The 18,275-nt window shown below is 35.0% G+C and carries 15 protein-coding genes; 7 read left to right on the top strand and 8 right to left on the bottom strand.

Annotated features, from left to right (window positions below):
* Nucleotide 1 precedes the first annotated feature (1 nt).
* The 5 genes from glgA to GWI97_RS11970 all read right to left on the bottom strand — a co-directional run bounded on the left by glgA (nucleotide 2) and on the right by GWI97_RS11970 (nucleotide 7,641).
* A complete protein-coding gene (glgA, locus tag GWI97_RS11990) occupies nucleotides 2-1,432 on the bottom strand; it encodes a glycogen synthase GlgA (protein ID WP_123822102.1) in 1,431 nt (476 codons plus the stop codon).
* Nucleotides 1,429-2,772, bottom strand: a complete 1,344-nt coding sequence (gene glgC, locus GWI97_RS11985) for a glucose-1-phosphate adenylyltransferase (protein ID WP_052038503.1) — start codon at nucleotides 2,770-2,772, stop codon at nucleotides 1,429-1,431. Before glgC ends, glgA begins: the two co-directional genes overlap by 4 nt.
* Before the next feature lie 30 nt (nucleotides 2,773-2,802).
* A complete protein-coding gene (glgX, locus tag GWI97_RS11980) occupies nucleotides 2,803-4,863 on the bottom strand; it encodes a glycogen debranching protein GlgX (protein WP_052038504.1) in 2,061 nt (686 codons plus the stop codon).
* 1 nt (nucleotide 4,864) lies between these two features.
* Nucleotides 4,865-7,051: a 1,4-alpha-glucan branching protein GlgB gene (glgB, locus tag GWI97_RS11975; protein ID WP_036936862.1), complete on the bottom strand. Its 2,187-nt coding sequence runs from the start codon at nucleotides 7,049-7,051 to the stop codon at nucleotides 4,865-4,867.
* A gap of 365 nt (nucleotides 7,052-7,416) precedes the next feature.
* Complete coding sequence (locus tag GWI97_RS11970) at nucleotides 7,417-7,641, bottom strand: hypothetical protein (protein ID WP_036936864.1); 225 nt, start codon at nucleotides 7,639-7,641, stop codon at nucleotides 7,417-7,419.
* Between the two features lie 738 nt (nucleotides 7,642-8,379).
* On the opposite strand from GWI97_RS11970, the gene GWI97_RS11965 reads away from it, so the two are divergent.
* Nucleotides 8,380-8,949, top strand: a complete 570-nt coding sequence (locus GWI97_RS11965) for an Ail/Lom family outer membrane beta-barrel protein (protein ID WP_036936866.1) — start codon at nucleotides 8,380-8,382, stop codon at nucleotides 8,947-8,949.
* Complete coding sequence (locus tag GWI97_RS11960; protein ID WP_082239467.1) at nucleotides 8,915-9,172, top strand: hypothetical protein; 258 nt, start codon at nucleotides 8,915-8,917, stop codon at nucleotides 9,170-9,172. The genes GWI97_RS11965 and GWI97_RS11960 overlap by 35 nt, the downstream gene beginning before the upstream one ends.
* A gap of 99 nt (nucleotides 9,173-9,271) precedes the next feature.
* On the opposite strand, the gene GWI97_RS11955 is transcribed toward GWI97_RS11960, so the two are convergent.
* A complete protein-coding gene (locus GWI97_RS11955) occupies nucleotides 9,272-10,039 on the bottom strand; it encodes a GNAT family N-acetyltransferase (RefSeq protein WP_036936870.1) in 768 nt (255 codons plus the stop codon).
* Nucleotides 10,040-10,275: 236 nt separating this feature from the next.
* Entirely contained in the window at nucleotides 10,276-10,404 is a 129-nt protein-coding gene (locus GWI97_RS18475; RefSeq protein ID WP_257474710.1) for a hypothetical protein, read from the bottom strand.
* A gap of 544 nt (nucleotides 10,405-10,948) precedes the next feature.
* Here GWI97_RS18475 and leuE point away from each other — a divergent pair.
* The 4 genes from leuE to yqfB all read left to right on the top strand — a co-directional run bounded on the left by leuE (nucleotide 10,949) and on the right by yqfB (nucleotide 13,993).
* Entirely contained in the window at nucleotides 10,949-11,596 is a 648-nt protein-coding gene (gene leuE, locus GWI97_RS11950; RefSeq protein ID WP_036936872.1) for a leucine efflux protein LeuE, read from the top strand.
* Between the two features lie 481 nt (nucleotides 11,597-12,077).
* Nucleotides 12,078-12,698, top strand: a complete 621-nt coding sequence (locus GWI97_RS11945) for a DNA-3-methyladenine glycosylase family protein (protein ID WP_087802420.1) — start codon at nucleotides 12,078-12,080, stop codon at nucleotides 12,696-12,698.
* 65 nt (nucleotides 12,699-12,763) lie between these two features.
* Nucleotides 12,764-13,612, top strand: a complete 849-nt coding sequence (gene ada / locus GWI97_RS11940) for a bifunctional DNA-binding transcriptional regulator/O6-methylguanine-DNA methyltransferase Ada (protein ID WP_036936877.1) — start codon at nucleotides 12,764-12,766, stop codon at nucleotides 13,610-13,612.
* Nucleotides 13,613-13,672: 60 nt separating this feature from the next.
* Nucleotides 13,673-13,993, top strand: a complete 321-nt coding sequence (yqfB, locus tag GWI97_RS11935) for a N(4)-acetylcytidine aminohydrolase (protein WP_036936879.1) — start codon at nucleotides 13,673-13,675, stop codon at nucleotides 13,991-13,993.
* Nucleotides 13,994-14,052: 59 nt separating this feature from the next.
* Here the strand turns inward: yqfB and GWI97_RS11930 are convergent, their stop codons facing one another.
* Nucleotides 14,053-15,786: an ABC-F family ATP-binding cassette domain-containing protein gene (locus tag GWI97_RS11930; RefSeq protein ID WP_161750657.1), complete on the bottom strand. Its 1,734-nt coding sequence runs from the start codon at nucleotides 15,784-15,786 to the stop codon at nucleotides 14,053-14,055.
* A 656-nt stretch (nucleotides 15,787-16,442) separates the two neighbouring features.
* On the opposite strand from GWI97_RS11930, the gene ddlA reads away from it, so the two are divergent.
* Nucleotides 16,443-17,543, top strand: coding sequence for a D-alanine--D-alanine ligase (gene ddlA / locus GWI97_RS11925; protein ID WP_036936884.1), 1,101 nt, complete (start codon nucleotides 16,443-16,445; stop codon nucleotides 17,541-17,543).
* Nucleotides 17,544-18,275: the final 732 nt, after the last annotated feature.

Raw genomic sequence — 18,275 nt, 5'->3', positions numbered from 1 at the left:
TCTATAAACGGTGATACAGCGCTGCATATGCCTTAGCTGCTGTTTCCCAACTAAAAATAGTTTGGTTCATCGCATCTGTTTGAACTTGTTGCCATTGTTTTGGCATCTCCCACAGGGTAAAGGCACGATTGATAGCAAGGCGCAAATCATCAGGTGTTGCTTCATGGAAAACAAAACCTGTTGCTTGATGATGGGCTAGATTTTCTAATGAACAATCATTCACCGTATCAGCTAATCCACCTGTGTGTCTCACTAAAGGAAGTGCGCCATATTTCAAACCATATAACTGAGTTAATCCACAAGGTTCAAAACGACTAGGCATCATAATCACATCAGCACCCGCGACAATTTGGTGTGAAAAACTTTCGTCATAGCCAATATGAGTAGCAACATGTTGAGGATATTGTTGTTGAGCATGTAAAAATGCGGATTCAAGATGGCTATCACCTGTGCCTAACAACACAAACTGTCCAGCTTGATCAACAATATCGGGTAATACGTCAATCACTAAATCAAGTCCTTTTTGTGATGTTAAACGGCTCACAACAGCAAAAAGAGGGGCATTATTAACAGGTAAACCGCATTTTTTCTGTAATGCTGTTTTATTATCTAGGCGTTTATTGAGGTTGTTTACATCATAGTGACGTATAATTAAGTCATCCGTTGCAGGGGTCCAAATCGCTTCATCTATGCCATTTAATATGCCACTTAATCGTTGTTCATCCGTACGTTGACGCAATAAACCTTCAAGTCCATAACCAAATTCAGGGCGAGTTATCTCTTTGGCATACGTTGGGCTAACCGTCGTAATATGATTTGCATAAAACAAGCCCGCTTTTAAGAATGAAATTTGTCCATAATATTCCAGTCCATTAATTGAAAAGCTGTAATCAGGTAATTCAAGTTGATGCAGATGATAAGGTGAAAACTCGCCTTTATAAGCTAGGTTATGAACTGTAAAAACCGATTTTGCAGAGTAGTGTTTTACAGCCAAATAAGCGCAAGCTAGCCCAGCATGCCAGTCGTGAGCATGAACAATATCAGCATGCCATAAAGGGTCTAATCCTGTGGATAATTCACTGGCAACCCAACCTAATAGGGCAAAACGAAAAACATTATCACTATAAGCATGTTGATATTCATCGTGATAAGGGCTACCTGCTCGTTGATAAAGATGAGGCGCATCAATAAGATAAATATCAACACCTTGATATTGGCCATAAAGTAAAGAAATATTACCTACAAAAGTATCAACATTAGTAACTAATTTAAGATCAGCAATATTATCTTTAATCGCAGGAAAAGCGGGTATAACGACCCGCGCATCTAAGCCTATTTTTTTTTGCGCTAGGGGCAAAGAGCCCATAACGTCCGCTAATCCCCCTGTTTTTAATAGAGGGAATAATTCAGAACAACAATGAAGCACATTCACGAAAATGCCTCCTCATTTTGAGTTTTTTGTTCTGTGTTTTTTTCAGCGGAGTTTTCTTTACGTACCAATTGCTCAAGCATTTCTCTTGTAACGAGTACAATACCTTCTTCAGTGCGATGGAAACGGGCCGCATCATCTTCTGCATCCATACCAATGACGGTCCCTTCTGGGATAGTGCAACTACGGTCAATAATGCAACGTTTTAAATAACAGTGATGATTCACGGTAACATCTGGCAAAATAACGGAATCTTCAATATGGCAGAAAGATTCCACGCGAACTAATGGAAATAAGATTGATGAATAGAGGGTTGAACCATTGATAATACAACCGTCGGCAATCAATGAATTCATCATTTGTCCATGTTCGTCGTGATTATCTTGCACAAATTTTGCAGGTGGTAGTGGCGTCATAAAGGTGCGGATTGGCCAATCTTTGGCATACATATCAAGCTCAGGTGTCACTGAGGCTAAATCAAGGTTAGCAGACCAATATGCTTCAATAGTTCCTACATCACGCCAATAAGGTGGTACTGAAGGATCAGAACTGACACAAGAAAGTTCAAATGGATGAGCTAACACATCGCCACGTTCAGTAATTTTAGGAATAATATCTTGACCAAAGTCATGATGTGAATCAGGATCATGGCTATCTTCTTCTAGTAAATCAAAAAGATAGTCTCTATCAACTACATAAATACCCATACTTGCCAATGAATGATCGGGATCATCTGGAATACACGGTGGGTTAGATGGTTTTTCTAGAAAATTTAGCACTCGACGATTTTCATCGATGTCCATAATACCAAATTGGAATGCATCTTTTTTAGGTACTCGAATACAGGCAACAGTAAATTTTGATTTATTTTCAAAGTGGTCGAGCAATAAACGTGCATAGTTCATTTTATAAATATGATCACCAGCTAAGATCACCACGTATTTAGCTTTGTAGCTACGAAGAATATCAAGGTTTTGATATATCGCATCAGCCGTACCCATATACCAATGATCCGTATTACAACGTTGTTGAGCAGGTAATAAATCAACAAATTCATTCATATCTTCGTTAAAGAACGACCAACCACGTTGAATATGCTGAACTAAGGAGTGCGATTGATATTGAGTTATTACACCAATACGACGAATTCCTGAGTTAAGGCAGTTAGACAGTGTAAAGTCGATAATTCGAAATTTCCCACCAAAGAAAACCGCTGGTTTTGCCCGTTTTGCTGTCAATGCTTTTAAACGCGTACCACGACCTCCCGCTAAAACGAGTGCAATTGCCTCTTTAGGAAGTTGTTGTGCCAACATTAATTTTTGGCCTTGTTCTGTTGTCATCATAGTTATAGCACTCCAATCAAATTACTTAACTCAGGAGGAAATATTGGGTAATTTTTTAGTAGAAGACGGAATATCAAAAACGTTATTTCGCCAAAGAGTGATACTGTTAGGTTGTACTTCACAATGCTGAGACTGTGTTGGGTGACAAAGAGGCCAGCGAGTCGTATCAAGCAAGCAAGACCAAGATCCTTCAGGTAAAGAAAAAACAGCACTGTTTCTTAACGGATTAATCATTAAGATCCATTGTTGCGCTAAAAAAAGTTGTAATGGTGAGGGGGGAAGTTGTTGCCAATCTTCATGGCTCATTGATTGAGCATTTTGATTGAGCCAAATAACGTCTTCGCTATCTTCTTTCCACCATTTAAGCGAACTTAAAGGCGTAATTTGGTGACGTAATTCAATAAGGTGGCGAATGTAATTAGTTAAGTCATAAGGATGTTGAAACCATTTGATCCAACTGACTTTATTATCCTGGCAATAAGCATTGTTATTACCGTATTGCGTATTACCCACTTCATCACCGGCGAGTAAATGAGGAGTTCCTCTAGAAAGCAATAAAGTTGCCAACATATTTCGAATCGCAAGCAATCTGTGTTGACCTATTTTTTCGTTAACAATCAACCCTTCTTCACCAAAATTCACACTGTAATTGGTGTTGTGTCCATCTAGATTTGATTCTCCATTCTCCTCGTTATGTTTGTTCTGATAACTCACCAAATCCCGCAATGTAAAACCATCGTGGCTAGTGATCATATTGATACTAGAATAGGGGGGACGGCCGTTTTTATGGTATAGCTTTGCTGAGCCAGTAATGTTGTCTGCAAATATCGCAATAGACACATCGCGCCATAACCAAAAACGACGAATAACATCGCGATAACTATCATTCCATTCTGTAAATGGCACAGGGAAATGACTAACTTGATAACCATCAGAGCCTAAATCCCAAGGTTCTGCGATAAGTTTAATGCGTGAAAGAAGTGGATCTTGTCGAATAGCCGTTAACAATGGTGATTGCGTATCAAAATAAGGAACGCGACCAAGGCTGGTTGCTAAATCAAAGCGGAAGCCATCAATATGAAATTCGCTAACCCAATAGCGTAGACAATCCATTACCCATTGCACTGTTTCAGGGCGACTTAAATTTAAAGTATTGCCACATCCCGTCCAATTTTGAGCTTTATTTTCGTCGTTTAACCAATAATAACTTTGGTTATCAATACCACGTTGCGAAACAATATAACCTTCAAATTGGTCGCTTAATTCCGCTGTATGGTTAAATACCACATCTAAAATCACTTCAATATTGGCTTTATGTAAGCATCTTACGGCTTCTCGAAATTCATCAATAATATTCCGACCTGAATTGGAATAGTATTGGGTCGATAAAGCAAAGGGGGCTAATACGTTATAACCCCAATAATTTTTTAATCCAATCTTATGGAGATGTGGCTCTGTTAAATGATATTGAACTGGTAATAATTCTAATGCCGTAATGCCGAGCTTTTTTAGGTGTGAAATAAAAGCAGGGTGCCCTAATGCCGCATAAGTGCCTTGTAATTTTTCTGGTATTTCGGGATGTAGTTTTGTCAATCCCTTCACGTGTCCTTCGTAAATAATGGTTTCTGACCACGGTATATTTAAACGCTGATAAGTGCCTTTTTCTTTATAAGAATGGCAAAAACAGCCACTATCATCTGTGATAACTGCTTTAGGTGTAATCGCACTATCATCATGCTCTAATGCATTAAAAACAGGGGAGGTGTAAGGTAATGTATTATCAACAATACCAGTTACCTGTTTTGCATAGGGATCTAATAACAATTGTTGCGGTTGATAGAATAAACCTTGCTCTGGTGCCCAGACGCCTTCAACACGATAACCATAATGCAAACCTGGGCCTGCACCCGGTAAATACCCATGCCAAATAGCCCCCGTTTTGCCGGGTAATGGATAGCGGATCTCTTTGCCTGCTTTATCAAACAAGCAGAGTATGACTTTAGTGGCATTATCACTAAATAGTGTAAAATTTACTCCGTAGCCATCATAATGACTGCCCATAGGAAAAGGGCGACCATAGTCTAAAGACATATTAATCCTTCAATTTTAAATACAATGTCGCAAGTGGTGGTAGCGTCAATGACAATGAGTGAGGTTTACCATTTAATCCTTTTTCGGTTGTCTCAATTTCACCTAAATTTCCCACATTAGTTCCGTTGTAAAATTCAGAGTCACTATTGATTATTTCTTGATATATACCAGCTTTGTTTACACCCACGACATAGTTGTGATGAACGACTGGAGTAAAATTGCTGATAATAATCAATTCATTACCTTGTGTATCTTTTCGGCAAAAAGCAAAAACGGAATTATCATGATCGTCGACAGTAAGCCACTCAAAACCTTCACGCTCAAAATCACATTCATAAAGAGGGCTATTGGTTTGATAAGAAAGATTGAGGTCGCGTACAAAGTGCTGAATACCTTGGTGTGGGCTATTGGGTGTTTCTAGAAGATGCCAATCTAAACTACTGTCATGGTTCCATTCACGCCATTGGGCGAACTCGCATCCCATAAACAGCAATTTTTTCCCAGGATAAGCCCACATAAAACCGAGATAAGCACGTAAATTGGCAAATTTTTGCCAATCATTACCCACCATACGACCAATTAACGATCCTTTGCCATGAACAAATTCATCGTGAGAAAGAGGAAGAATAAAGTTTTCGTTATAGGCATAGAGCACGCCAAAAGTCATCTGATTATGATGAAATTTTCGATAGATAGGATCACGTTGCATATATGCCAACGTGTCATGCATCCATCCCATATTCCATTTGTAGTTAAAACCTAAACCCCCTTCATCTGGCGGTAAGGTAACACCTGGGAAATCAGTAGACTCTTCAGCAATCGTGATGATCCCAGGGCAAGTAGCGCCTAACAATTTATGGGTATAACGAAGAAAATCAATGGCTTCTAAGTTTTCGCGTCCACCGTGTTTATTGGGGATCCATTCACCTTCTTTTCGGCTGTAGTCACGATATAGCATGGAGGCGACAGCATCAAAACGGAAACCATCAAGTGCAAAATGTTCGTGCCAATACAATAAATTACCAGAAAGATAATTTAGTACCTCATTACGACCATAGTTATAAATTAAGGTGTTCCAATCAGGATGGAAGCCTTCACGTCTATCTGCATACTCATAGAGCGACGTGCCATCAAAATTACGTAAACCATAGTCATCTTCAGGGAAATGGCCAGGAACCCAATCTAAAATAACGCTAATTTCAGCCTGATGTGCCGCTTCGATAAAGTCACGGAAATCCATAGGCGACCCAAAGCGACGAGTTGGTGAATATAATCCTAAAGGTTGATATCCCCATGAACCATCAAAAGGATGCTCATTAATAGGCAATAATTCGATATGGGTAAAACCCATTTCTTTCACGTAAGGAATTAACTGTTCAGCTAACTCACGATAGCTTAACCAACTCTGATCGTCTGTATGTCGGCGCCATGAACCTAAATGAACTTCATAAATAGAGATAGGCGCATTACGCTGATTCGCGTGTTGGCGCGATAAAGGCATTGGCTTAACGGATGGTAACGTATTGATAATCGAGGCCGTTTCAGGACGTATTTGTGTTTCAAAAGCGTAAGGATCTGCTTTTAATCGACGTTCGCCATTAGCATCTAAAATTGCGTATTTATAACAATCTCCAAGATGGGCTTGTGGAACAAAAAGCTCCCAAATTCCACTTTCACGACGTAATCGCATAGGAAAACGTCTTTCATCCCAAAATGAGAAATCACCAACGACACTCACACTTTGTGCATTTGGTGCCCATACGGCAAAGGTAATTCCATCAATATCACCTAATTTTGTAGGGTGAGCGCCTAAACACTGATAAGGGCGAGAGTGATGACCTTGTGCTAAGAACCAAATATCCATTTCTTGCAGCAAAATACCGAATTGATAGGGATCATCAACGACACTTTGCGTATTATTTTCCCAAGTAACGTCTAAACAGTAACTAAAACGACGTTTACGTCGAGGAATTACGCCACAAAAAAAACCACTCGGATGTTTAAACTCTAATGTTGCGACTTTTCTGCCATTCTTTCTATCAATAACACTGACTGCAACAGCATCAGGTAAAAACGCACGAACCTCTAAACCTGCCGATGTTTCATGCATACCCAGAAGTGCAAAAGGATCAGAATTATACCCATTTATAAGTTTTTCTATTGCTTTTTTTGTCACAGCTACAGACATTTTATCGTCCTTCGTTGCCAGCGAATAAATTAATAAATTTTATATATAAATATCAGCATAGAACGTTAATTTAAGTTAAACAATAAGTGTTTTTAACAGATTATTTAAAAATATAATAATTATTATGGGTTAATATACTTGTTTTTTAATTTTAATTGATTGATTTAAATTGAGTTTTATGGGTGAGTAGATAAAAGTGGTGAATGATAAATACAGCACAAATAGTGTTTTTACCTAATCAAAAAAAAGAAGAGTAATATTAATTATCTTTAATAAAAAAATAATTAAGCGTTTTTAAAGAGAATACTTTATAGAAATGAAATCATTATTTTTATGAAAAATAAACACTTATTTCATTAGAATAATTAACTTTTCTGTTGTGAGAGCCATTGCTCAAAATCGAGATGTGTTTTTGTTTTTTGTATACTTAATGGCGTTAATACATAGTAATGAACAGGGGCAATTTGGATGGTAGGAAATAAAATCTCTAATGCCTCATGACTTATCTCATTTGATAAAATGGAAATTGGGCCAAATCGAACGCCAATGTCGTTAAGTTTATCAAAAACATCACTTAATTCTTGTGCCAATGTTAATGCATAGAGGGGAAACTCAACGTAAATCTTGTTTGTTAAATATTGTTGAAAAAAAATCCATCTTTTAAAAAGATGGATTAAATAGATCCCAGTGTTGAATAATGACAATGTACATTAATAATCTACTGGTCTTATTAAAAGAAATCAATCAATGCTAATCTTAATTATTAAAAAGTAATATAAAAATACAAAATAGAAGTATTTATTTATTTTTCGTCAGTAAATATCTTTCGAACCTTTATAGTAATTAGTGAAAAAATAAATTGATATATTTATAAAACTATTTGTCAAAAATTCTATTTGGGTGTTTTTTTATTTGTTTTTTTTTGATAAACTGCAGTCGATTTATAATTAATAATTCCAAATAAAATCTTTATTTTCATAGCCATATTACCCAACAAATGTTGGGTATTTTTTTATATTCATCATTTTATAGAAATATCATTGAATAAATTAAATTATTTATATCATTGAAGATTTGTGATTTTAATCACTCTATTTTAATGGTTTTTTTATATAAGATAATTATCTAAGTTTAATATCAAGCCTCAATGGTATAAATAAAGTTTGCTTTATATCTTGGTGCATTGATTGCGCTTTTTATTTAGTATAATTAATACCTTAATATTGTTATTAATTATATAAGGCATCAAGTTTTCTATAGGATTTTAATTTTATTAAAACTATTTTTATATTTAATTAGATTAATACAATCAAAATAAAAGGTGTTTTATGTTTAAAAAAATAGTTATCGGATGCTTATGTTCTTCATGCCTTTTTTTTAGCGTGAATGTTATGGCAACTAATGAGCAGACGATCTCCCTAGGGTATAGTCAAGCTAAGATAGAAGGTATTAAACTCAATGGGGTTAATCTTAATTATCATTATGAACTGAGTAATAATTGGGGGATAGTTGGTTCTTTCACATGGATGAAAGGCGATAAATATTATGCCGAAGAACAAGATAACGATGGATTCACTTCTTCTGCAAAGACAGATGTTAACTACGTTTCGTTATTAGCCGGACCAAGTTATCGTATTAATAATTTTGCAAATTTATATGGATTAGCGGGTATTGCTAAAACTAAATTAAACAATCGAGACTATGGAACTGATGATGGTTATATAGAAAGTAGCTATTACAAATATAAATCAACAGGTATAGCTTGGGGGGCGGGTATACAATTAAATCCTATAAATAACTTAGCTATAAATATTGGGTATGAAGGAACTAAATTTAGCAATAATGAGTTAAATTCCAAAATTCATGGTTTTAATGTTGGTGTTGGTTATCGTTTTTAAAATAGATAACAGAGCGCCAGCAAATTCTTACTATAGCTATCACTTTATTAAATATGCACTGCCTATAACAATTAGTGATTCGGTATGGTTAGGTACGGGGTGCATTATTTTACCTAGCGTAACTATTAGTGATAATTGTGTTATTGGTGCGGGCAATGTAGTAACAAAACCAATTCCAGCTAATTGTGTTGCTGTTGGTAATCCCTGTCGTGTAGTAAGATAAGACAAATCAGTGATAAAGACAAAACCGACACAGAAAGAAGGTTGAAACTTTAATGACTAAAACTCAAGGCTCAATAGCTTATTGAGCCTTATGATTAAGTTACTCTTTAATAAAACTTAAATAGTTAAAGAGTGATTTAAAACCAAACTTACGGTATAGCGCCAAACCATCTGCCGAAGCATCTAAGAAACAACGCTCGACACCTTGCTCACGGCAAAACTCTAAAACATGTTTAATCAAATGAGTAGCATAACCATTGCCTTGATAAGCAACATCTGTCCCAATATCATCAAAACGTGCTAATTTATCATGTAACGTCAGCGTTAATGACGATACGGGCTGGCCTTCAACTAACAGAGCATAATGGAAAATAGTCGCACCATTATCTAATGCTTTTTGGTGATAACGAATATATTCATTAACAATCGTATCATCGCTATCATCTCCCACAGGAAACGCTGTTTTTAACGGATGTGCCCATTGTTCGAGGTTATGATTGGTGAGAATAATATCGCATGGATTATTTCGATAAGAAGGGTAAACTGCTTCTGACAACGTTAAATACATGGCTGTTGTCATACCGTCACCGGTATAACCTGCATTTTTTATAATTTCTTCAAACTCAGGCAATAATGATTCAGGTAAAATCAAAATATGGCCTTTTTTCTGTGAAGAAAAAAGGGTGCTTGCTTGCTGGAACGCGCCTTCTGTTGCACCTTGACGTAAATAAATAAAGTTAAAAATTGGCGCATCCATAGGTGTCATAAAACAATGGGTATGATCACCAATGCGAATATTATTTTCACAAATTTCTGACCAAAAGGCTTTTTCTACTATTTTAAATTCTTTATACAGTTGTGCATCCATAATGGTTCTCTAGCTAAATCGTGATAAGCGATAAGGAGTTAATAGAGGATCCGCTTTTTCGTAAATCAGTGCTTGTGCATAACTAACTTACACAATAAAGGTGACAACGTCACGGTGATATGCATAGTAACAAGATATAATCCTTGGTAAGGAGAGTTTTCTCCAATAATGGGTGTTTCATCTTTAGGCATGAGTTTTTCACCAACAGCAACCAGTTTAATCGTTAGTTTACCTGTTTACGTAAAATTATCATAAAAAGTCGCTTGTGCATGGCATACAATGTGCTCAGGGTGACGTTCATCACTATTATCAATGTAATCTTCAGCCGCAATAATCTCATTTTGAGCAAAGTGACGTAACTCCATTTCTGGCGTTGAGATAGTATAGCGTTTCTACTTTTTTATGCTTAAATGTAAAAAACAGCACAGAATAATGGTTTAGAGAAAAGTAATCTTATTTATCATCTCACTTTTTATGCTAATACATTCAATGATATATTTATAAAAATCATTATTTTTCATAAGTATAGTAGCTATTCTTACTTCTATTTTGACAACATCTAACAGATATAGATCACAAAAAGAATAAAATCCCATAACACAAAACAAACAATAGGGTTTTAGCTCTGATGTTCATCGTTTTTATGGTCTATAAAACCATTATTGTTTTTTATTTTGAATTTTATTACTGTATAAATTTTAATTTCAGCATCATACTATAACGCAAGTTTAAACTAGATTTTCACTCTAAAAACAATCACCAAAATAGACTTATAAACTACTTTTTATTAATAAAAGTAGTTTAATTGACTTATCTTTAAGTTATATGGAGATTATTGTTTTACAAAAAAATTATTATAGATATGATGACTTATATATTCAGTATGTTATTTTTTGAAAAAGGCGTCGTATGTTAGAAAGTTTCGGTATTTCAAATATTTGGACATACCTTTTAGGCGTTATTTTTATTACTTTAGTACCAGGTCCAAATTCGATTTTCGTCCTTACTTCCAGTGCGAAGCATGGTGTAAAAGGGGGGTATAAAGCCGCTCTTGGTGTTTTTACGGGTGATGCATTATTAATTTTTTTGGCATTTTTGGGGGTTGCTTCATTAGTCAAGACTTCACCCGTCTTTTTTATTGTCATTAAATATGCTGGTGCTCTTTATTTAACCTACTTAGGATTAAAAACGTTATATGCAACGTTCCAAAAGAAAAAAGAGACCTCAGAACAAGTATCAGAAGTAACAGTAAAAGCAAAAGAGGGTCTTTATGTTAAGGCGCTATTTTTGAGTATGCTTAACCCTAAAATGATCATTTTTTATGTTTCTTTCTTTATTCAATTTATCGATCCTAAATATGAAAATGCGGGTGTTCCATTTTTTGTGTTAGGTGCAATTTTAGAAACATGTAGCATGATTTATTTATCAATTCTTATTTTTGGCGGAGTGGCTATTACGAATAAAGTAAAACATAACAAACGATTAGCTTCATTATCAAATAGTTGTATAGGTGCTGTGTTCTTACTTTTTGGTGCCAAACTTGCATTAACCGCTTAAAAAATTAACAGCTTAACAAGTAAAAAAGGTTACTTTAAAGTGACCTTTTTTGCTGTATACGCAGTAAAAATAAAAGCAGATACAGTAAAACTCATTGATTTTTTCATAAACCTAAAGTTGCTAATTTGTTTTTTAAATTTAAAGTGATATTTTTCATATTGAACCATAACGTTTAATACTGATGGTGATTGATTAAAATAAATATTAATAAAACCTATAAATTATAGGTAATTATTTAACTTATATTTTTTTATACATTTATATTTTTTATCATGCAATAAATAAGTATTTCTCTGTGAATTTAACAAGTTAAGAATAGTTATTAACTTTATTATTAACGACTTTTGCTTGCGGTATTGATATATAAATAATATTTATTTTATGAGAGCTAAATAACGGGAAAAGCAAGAAATGGAGTGCATAGTATCTCTATATTCACGTTATACTAACTTTAATGTTTCCAGTTTATCTGAGTGAATTTATGTACTTCCAGTATGGTGAAAAAGAAATAAACATCTTAAAGCAACGTGATAAGCGGTTAGCTGCACTCATTGAAAGAATGGGTAACATTAAGCGTCCACTTACCCCTGATTTATTTACAGCATTAGTTAAAAATATTATTGAACAACAAATTTCTGTTTCTGCTGCCATAACGGTACATCAACGGTTATTGAACTTATGCGAAGGCATCTATACTCCAGAACGTATTGCTATATTAACTGAACAAGAAATTCAGCAATGTGGTATGACAATGCGAAAAGCGGGTTACATTATTGGCATTGCAAATTCAGTCATTTCTGGTCAATTAGATTTAAATAAAATCCCCAGCATGCAGGATAAAGAGGTTATTGATACTTTGATTCAGTTAAAAGGCATCGGTATTTGGACTGCTGAAATGTTATTAATTTCATCGCTTAACCGACCAGATATTTTAAGTTGGGGGGATTTGGCCATTCAACGAGGAATAATGCGTCTGTATCATCATAAAACGTTAGATAAAGCGCGCTTTGAGCGCTACCGTAAACGATATTCACCTTATGGTTCTACAGCATCGCTTTATTTATGGGCATTATCTAAAGAGCCTGAGATTATTGCGCAATAAACGGAGTTCTTTATTTATTATGACTGCCGATAATAACCATAATCCCGTATTAAAGGACTGTCATAATGGAAAGTAAGCGTAACCAACTTATTGAGCAAGCCTGTCGTTTTATCGAAAAAAATAACGGTGATGTTTCGCTAGCTCGTATTGCTGAACATGTTATGGCAAGCCCATATCATTTTCATCGTCTCTTTAAATCAATTATGGGTATTACTCCAAAAGATTATGCCAATGCCTATCGCCAAAAATTAATAAAAAAAGCGTTGGCAGAAGATGGCAGTATTACAGAGGCAATTTATCAGTCAGGTTTTAATGCTAATAGCCGTTTTTATGAAAATGCAACCGCAATATTAGGAATGACACCAACGAATTGGCGTAATGGAGGTAAGAATATTGCTATCTTTTTTGCGATTGCGTTGTGTTCTTTAGGTAATATTCTTGTGGCTCAAAGTGAAAAAGGGATTTGCGCTATTATGTTAGGGGATGACGCTGAACAGTTATTGGAAGATTTACAAAAACAATTTCCTCTTGCTGAATTAATTGGTGCAAATAAAGAGTTTGAACAAATAATAGCGCAAGTCATCGGTTTTATTGAATTGCCTAAACAACCTTTATCTTTGCCTCTTGATATTCAAGGCACTGTTTTTCAACAAAAAGTGTGGCAAGCGTTATTAGAAATCCCTTTTGGTAGTACAATGACTTATCAAGAAATTGCCAATAAAATAGGTTCACCTAAAGCCTATCGTGCAGTAGCAAATGCCTGTGCGGCCAATAAGCTTGCCGTAGCGATCCCTTGTCATCGTGTTATTCGTCAAAATGGTGAATTATCAGGTTATCGTTGGGGTATCGAGCGTAAAGCGAAATTACTTCAAACCGAAGCATCAAATAATAAGACAATTGGCAAAAACACATAAAAGATAAATAAGGCGTGATAAGATACTTAGCAAATTATCAATTTATTCGTGAGTAATACGATGTCGTCAATTCCTACAGAAATTACTTTTTTTGAACGTTTAATACCTTCCATTCTTAAAGAAATCAAAGTCATTACTATCAGAGATGAAAGTGAAAGCCATTATAAACCAGGAAGCATTGTTGAATTATTTGCTAATGAACATCGTACTCATTATGGGAAATTGAAAATTATAGCGGTATCGCCTTTACGTTATGAGGATATCAATGAGTATCACGCGCAGCAGGAAGGTATGACACTTCCAGTGTTGAAAGCACTTATCAAAGATATTTATCCAACAACCCAGTCTTTATATCTTATTGAATATGAGTTAGTAAAATAAGAACAAATAAAAAAGGATCACGGTGTGATCCTTTTTGTTTAAACATAATTTTATCTATTTTAAATTAATTTAAGTGCTTGCTTTAGCTGGCTAATCTCTAATTTCCATTGAGTTTGCAAAGCCGGTTTTTGATGGTTAGTTTTACGCGCTAAATCAGCGTTTAATTTCTCTTCTAACTCAATTAACTTCAAGAGTTTTTCATCATCATGTGAGGCTAATGGTGTTGATGAGATATTCTGCAAATTATCTGCCGACTGAGCTTTAGATATTTCCTCAGCTGAAATAAACTGGTAAATCGCTTCAATATCATGATGCTCTGTTAAAACACCATGATGAATATACCAAAACCGATTACAGCTATTTTCAATCAATTCTCTATCATGACTAACCAATAGTACCCCTCCGGGGAATTGACTGATCTGTTCAGCTAATGCTTTTTTACCTTCCATATCAATATGGTTAGTGGGTTCATCTAGCATAAGAAAAGAATACTTAGCCAAACTCAGTCCAACAAACAATAAGCGAGCGCGTTCACCGCCACTTAGCGTGCTTACTTTTTGTCTATGACGTGCATAAACAAAGCCTGCGTTAATCAATGCCATTTTGCGTTGTTCATCTGTTAATGAAGCAAACGGTTTTAATGCATCAGAAAGGGTATCATTATCAATTAATTGCGCAATATTTTGATCGTAATAACCCAGTTCAACGCGAGGATGCAATCTTATTTCACTTTGTTTATGTGTTTTAACTGAACTATGTGACCAGATCATCTTTAGTAGTGATGATTTTCCGCTTCCATTAGCACCGATTATTGCCACTCGATCACCACTTTTAATACGCTGATTTTCGACAGTATATAAAGCTGGGGCATTTTCAGCAGGAATAACCGACAATTGGTTTAATTCACAAAGTTTATCCGCGCGTAATAACGTTCCTGAGAACTGTAATACCCATTGATTTCCTGCAGTGATTCCGGCTTGTTCATCTTTTAAACGAACAATATGTTTTTCCATCTGTTTCGCTTTACGAGATAAATTCTCGTTGTCATAAACGTGCCCCCATATGGCGAGTTGTTTCGCACTTTGGGTAATTCTATCTATCTCTTTTTGTTGAGCATCATGACGATGTTGCGCACTGATATCTTGTTCTTCTTGTGCAACTCTAGCTTGAGAGCAGGGCAAACGAAAAATAGATAGCGACTTATCACGAATGATCCATGTACAATTCGTCACGTTGTCTAATAACGTATTATCATGCGAAACCAAGATAAAACTGCCACGCCACTGTTGAAGAAATGCTTCCAACCATAAAATAGTCGGTAAATCGAGATGGTTACTCGGCTCATCAAGCAATAATAGATCAGGCTTAATAATTAAGGCTCTCGCTAATAATAAACGCGTATGTTGGCCACCACTTAATTGTGAAACGCGTAGATCTTTTTCATTAAACGTAAAACCCATTTCACTGAATAGCAACTCTGCGCGCCAGCCTTCAGATAATCGGTATTCTTCAGGAAGTTTATGAAGTATAGCATCCATTAATGTCATTGACTGTAGCGCTTGTGGCAGGTGCTGTTCTATATAGGCCATTACAATATGATTAGCAATAGAAATAACACCCTCAGTTGGTGTTAATTGGTGTGATAAAAGTTTTAATAATGTACTTTTGCCACAACCGTTATGGCCAATTAAACCAATTTTTTCACCTTTGATTAGGGCTAAAGAAATATCATTTAGTAATAAACCGAGGTTATTATGAAAAGATAGATTTTGTGTAGATAATAATGTGCTCATAGCTTACTCATATTTTAGGCGTAATAACGCCCTGGGGTAATATCTCGCGATAACCCTGTAAGCTGAGGAGAGGTCGTAGTTAACGTCGCTCAGGCAGGTTAACGCAGTAAAATACTGTGAAAGCCTGAGCTATGGCGATTACCAAAGAAGTGTGAGTATTCAATAAGATCACACAAAAGCATAATTAGCCTCCTTTTCTAAGTTTAAATGTTAATCGGTGAGCTGATTCTATCAAGATAGATTTCTTATATGCAATCTAATAACAAAGGTAATACGTGTTATTTCGTGTGAAAAACTATAATTTTGAAACTTTTTAAGGCGTTTAAGTTTATTGATCTTATTATCAATTTTTAAATACACAATATTTCTATCAATAACGGCACTTTTTTGATTGGTATTCAGTTGGACTATTTCATCTAAAGTCCATTTAAATTGATTGTTTTATATCAGGTATGGTGTTTAGCTTATGCAAATAGCATTGTTATCGTTATTGAGCAGTTATCGCTTAACAGCATGATGCTTTTACACTCTAAATCATAGAATTTCATCATTTTATCGTAATTTTTCGCAGATAAGAACTATCAACCTACATTGGGAGTTTTTATCATGATATATTGCTACTTATTCGCTATAGCTGTCCTATAAAAGGTTAGAAAATGAGTAAATTAAGAGTCGCTATTATTTTTGGTGGAAAATCCACAGAACATCAAGTTTCATTACAATCAGCAAAAAATATTATTAATGAATTAGATCGAACGAAATTCGACCTTTGCTTAATCGGTATTAATGAACAAGGCCAGTGGCATGAATATTCAGAAGCTGACTATCTACTCAATAGCGATAATCCTAAAACTATCTCATTAAGCAAACCATTAAGAGCGGTTGCTATTATTCCAGGTAGTGTAAAAAATCAATTTATTTCTTTAGAAGACGGTCAGGCACTGCCTCAAATTGATGTTGTATTTCCGATTGTTCATGGCGCTTATGGTGAAGATGGTACATTACAAGGTTTGTTACACATGATTGATATGCCGTATGTCGGCCCTAATATCATGAGCTCTGCCGCTTGTATGGATAAAGACATTACTAAACGCCTTCTTGATGGTGCTGGATTAGCGGTTGCACCTTTTATTACAATTATGGCGCACCAAATTAATGATATTTCTTACAATGAAATGGTTCGTCAATTAGGACTTCCTTTATTTATTAAGCCTGCAAATCTAGGTTCTTCTGTAGGAATAAGCAAAGTTAATAATGAAGAAGAATTTAATATGGCATTAGCAATGGCGTTTGAATACGACCTTAAAGTGATCGTTGAAAGTGCTATTGTAGGGCGTGAAATAGAGTGTGCCGTTTTAGGTAACGAAAATCCTGAGGTTAGTCCTTGCGGTGAGATCGTATTAAACGATGCCTTTTATGCCTATAACACAAAATATATTGATGACGATGGTGCAAAAGTCGTAGTTCCAGCCGTCATGAATGAAGACACTAGTTTACATATTCGCCAAGTAGCATTAAAAGCATACCGTGTTCTTAACTGCTTAGGTATGGCTCGTGTTGATGTATTCTTAACACAAGATAACCGCGTTGTGATTAATGAAATAAATACATTACCAGGATTTACCAATATCAGCATGTATCCAAAATTATGGCAAAGCGCAGGTTTAGGCTATCAGTCATTAATTACTAAACTAATTGAATTGGCACTGGATCATCATAAAAAAACGGCTATTTTGAAAACAAAGTGTGAACTTTAATTAAACTGAAAGCACGCTAAATTAAAATGTTTAGCGTGCTTTTTAGCTTTAGTAAATTGATTTTATTAAGTGTATTTTCGTGAGCCAGTTACACAAAAAATAACATCAATAGAACTAACAACATCAATAAATTGACAGATCCACGAAAAAATACCGTCGCTAAACCTAACCCAAAGAATATCGGTAATCATTGAACTGTTCTACCATTACAATCCTACCTTGAGAAAGGGAATAAGCGCCTTGTTCGCGCCAATTAATCACACCACCAATAATGCACCGTAAAAACAGATTAATTTGAAACATTTTTTCATCAGTCGAAATATCCTCAATGAGCAATAGGATTATGAACTTCTTTAACAAACATATATATGTATTAATTATCGTAATCGTTCTAATTAATCATTACCGTATAATTAAAGTAGGATACCATATCTATTTTGCTTAATGTTTCTATAAATAGTATTAATTGTTAAAAAAAAGAAATATTGAGTTATCATTTTTGAAAGTTTGTATTAAATGAGTATTTTCTACAAAAAAAATATCAGTATAATTACTCAAGAACAATATGAAACTTAGTTTTGATTATCTTAAATAGAGTGGTTTTACGTTATCTTCACGTAATTGTTATATAAGAAACATTGCTAAAATGATAAGGCTTTGACTTTATTTTTATCTTTTAGATTAAAAAATTAAAGGAACAGCATAAATATCTTTATCTATGTTTTTAATCAA

It is taken from the genome of Proteus sp. G2300 (assembly GCF_009915965.1).
GTDB classification, from domain to species: Bacteria; Pseudomonadota; Gammaproteobacteria; order Enterobacterales; family Enterobacteriaceae; genus Proteus; species Proteus vulgaris.
Note: the sequence above shows the minus strand (reverse complement) of the source record. Positions and strands in the feature narration are given on the sequence as shown.

Bases quoted from the DNA above. Each gene is read 5' to 3' on its own strand.
- glgC (WP_052038503.1), bottom strand. From the start codon at position 2,772: ATGATGACAACAGAACAAGGCCAAAAATTAATGTTGGCACAACAACTT.
- glgX (WP_052038504.1), bottom strand. From the start codon at position 4,863: ATGTCTTTAGACTATGGTCGCCCTTTTCCTATGGGCAGTCATTATGAT.
- glgB (WP_036936862.1), bottom strand. From the start codon at position 7,051: ATGTCTGTAGCTGTGACAAAAAAAGCAATAGAAAAACTTATAAATGGG.
- GWI97_RS11965 (WP_036936866.1), top strand. From the start codon at position 8,380: ATGTTTAAAAAAATAGTTATCGGATGCTTATGTTCTTCATGCCTTTTT.
- GWI97_RS11960 (WP_082239467.1), top strand. From the start codon at position 8,915: ATGGTTTTAATGTTGGTGTTGGTTATCGTTTTTAAAATAGATAACAGA.
- GWI97_RS11955 (WP_036936870.1), bottom strand. From the start codon at position 10,039: ATGGATGCACAACTGTATAAAGAATTTAAAATAGTAGAAAAAGCCTTT.
- GWI97_RS18475 (WP_257474710.1), bottom strand. From the start codon at position 10,404: ATGGAGTTACGTCACTTTGCTCAAAATGAGATTATTGCGGCTGAAGAT.
- leuE (WP_036936872.1), top strand. From the start codon at position 10,949: ATGTTAGAAAGTTTCGGTATTTCAAATATTTGGACATACCTTTTAGGC.
- GWI97_RS11945 (WP_087802420.1), top strand. From the start codon at position 12,078: ATGTACTTCCAGTATGGTGAAAAAGAAATAAACATCTTAAAGCAACGT.
- ada (WP_036936877.1), top strand. From the start codon at position 12,764: ATGGAAAGTAAGCGTAACCAACTTATTGAGCAAGCCTGTCGTTTTATC.
- yqfB (WP_036936879.1), top strand. From the start codon at position 13,673: ATGTCGTCAATTCCTACAGAAATTACTTTTTTTGAACGTTTAATACCT.
- GWI97_RS11930 (WP_161750657.1), bottom strand. From the start codon at position 15,786: ATGAGCACATTATTATCTACACAAAATCTATCTTTTCATAATAACCTC.
- ddlA (WP_036936884.1), top strand. From the start codon at position 16,443: ATGAGTAAATTAAGAGTCGCTATTATTTTTGGTGGAAAATCCACAGAA.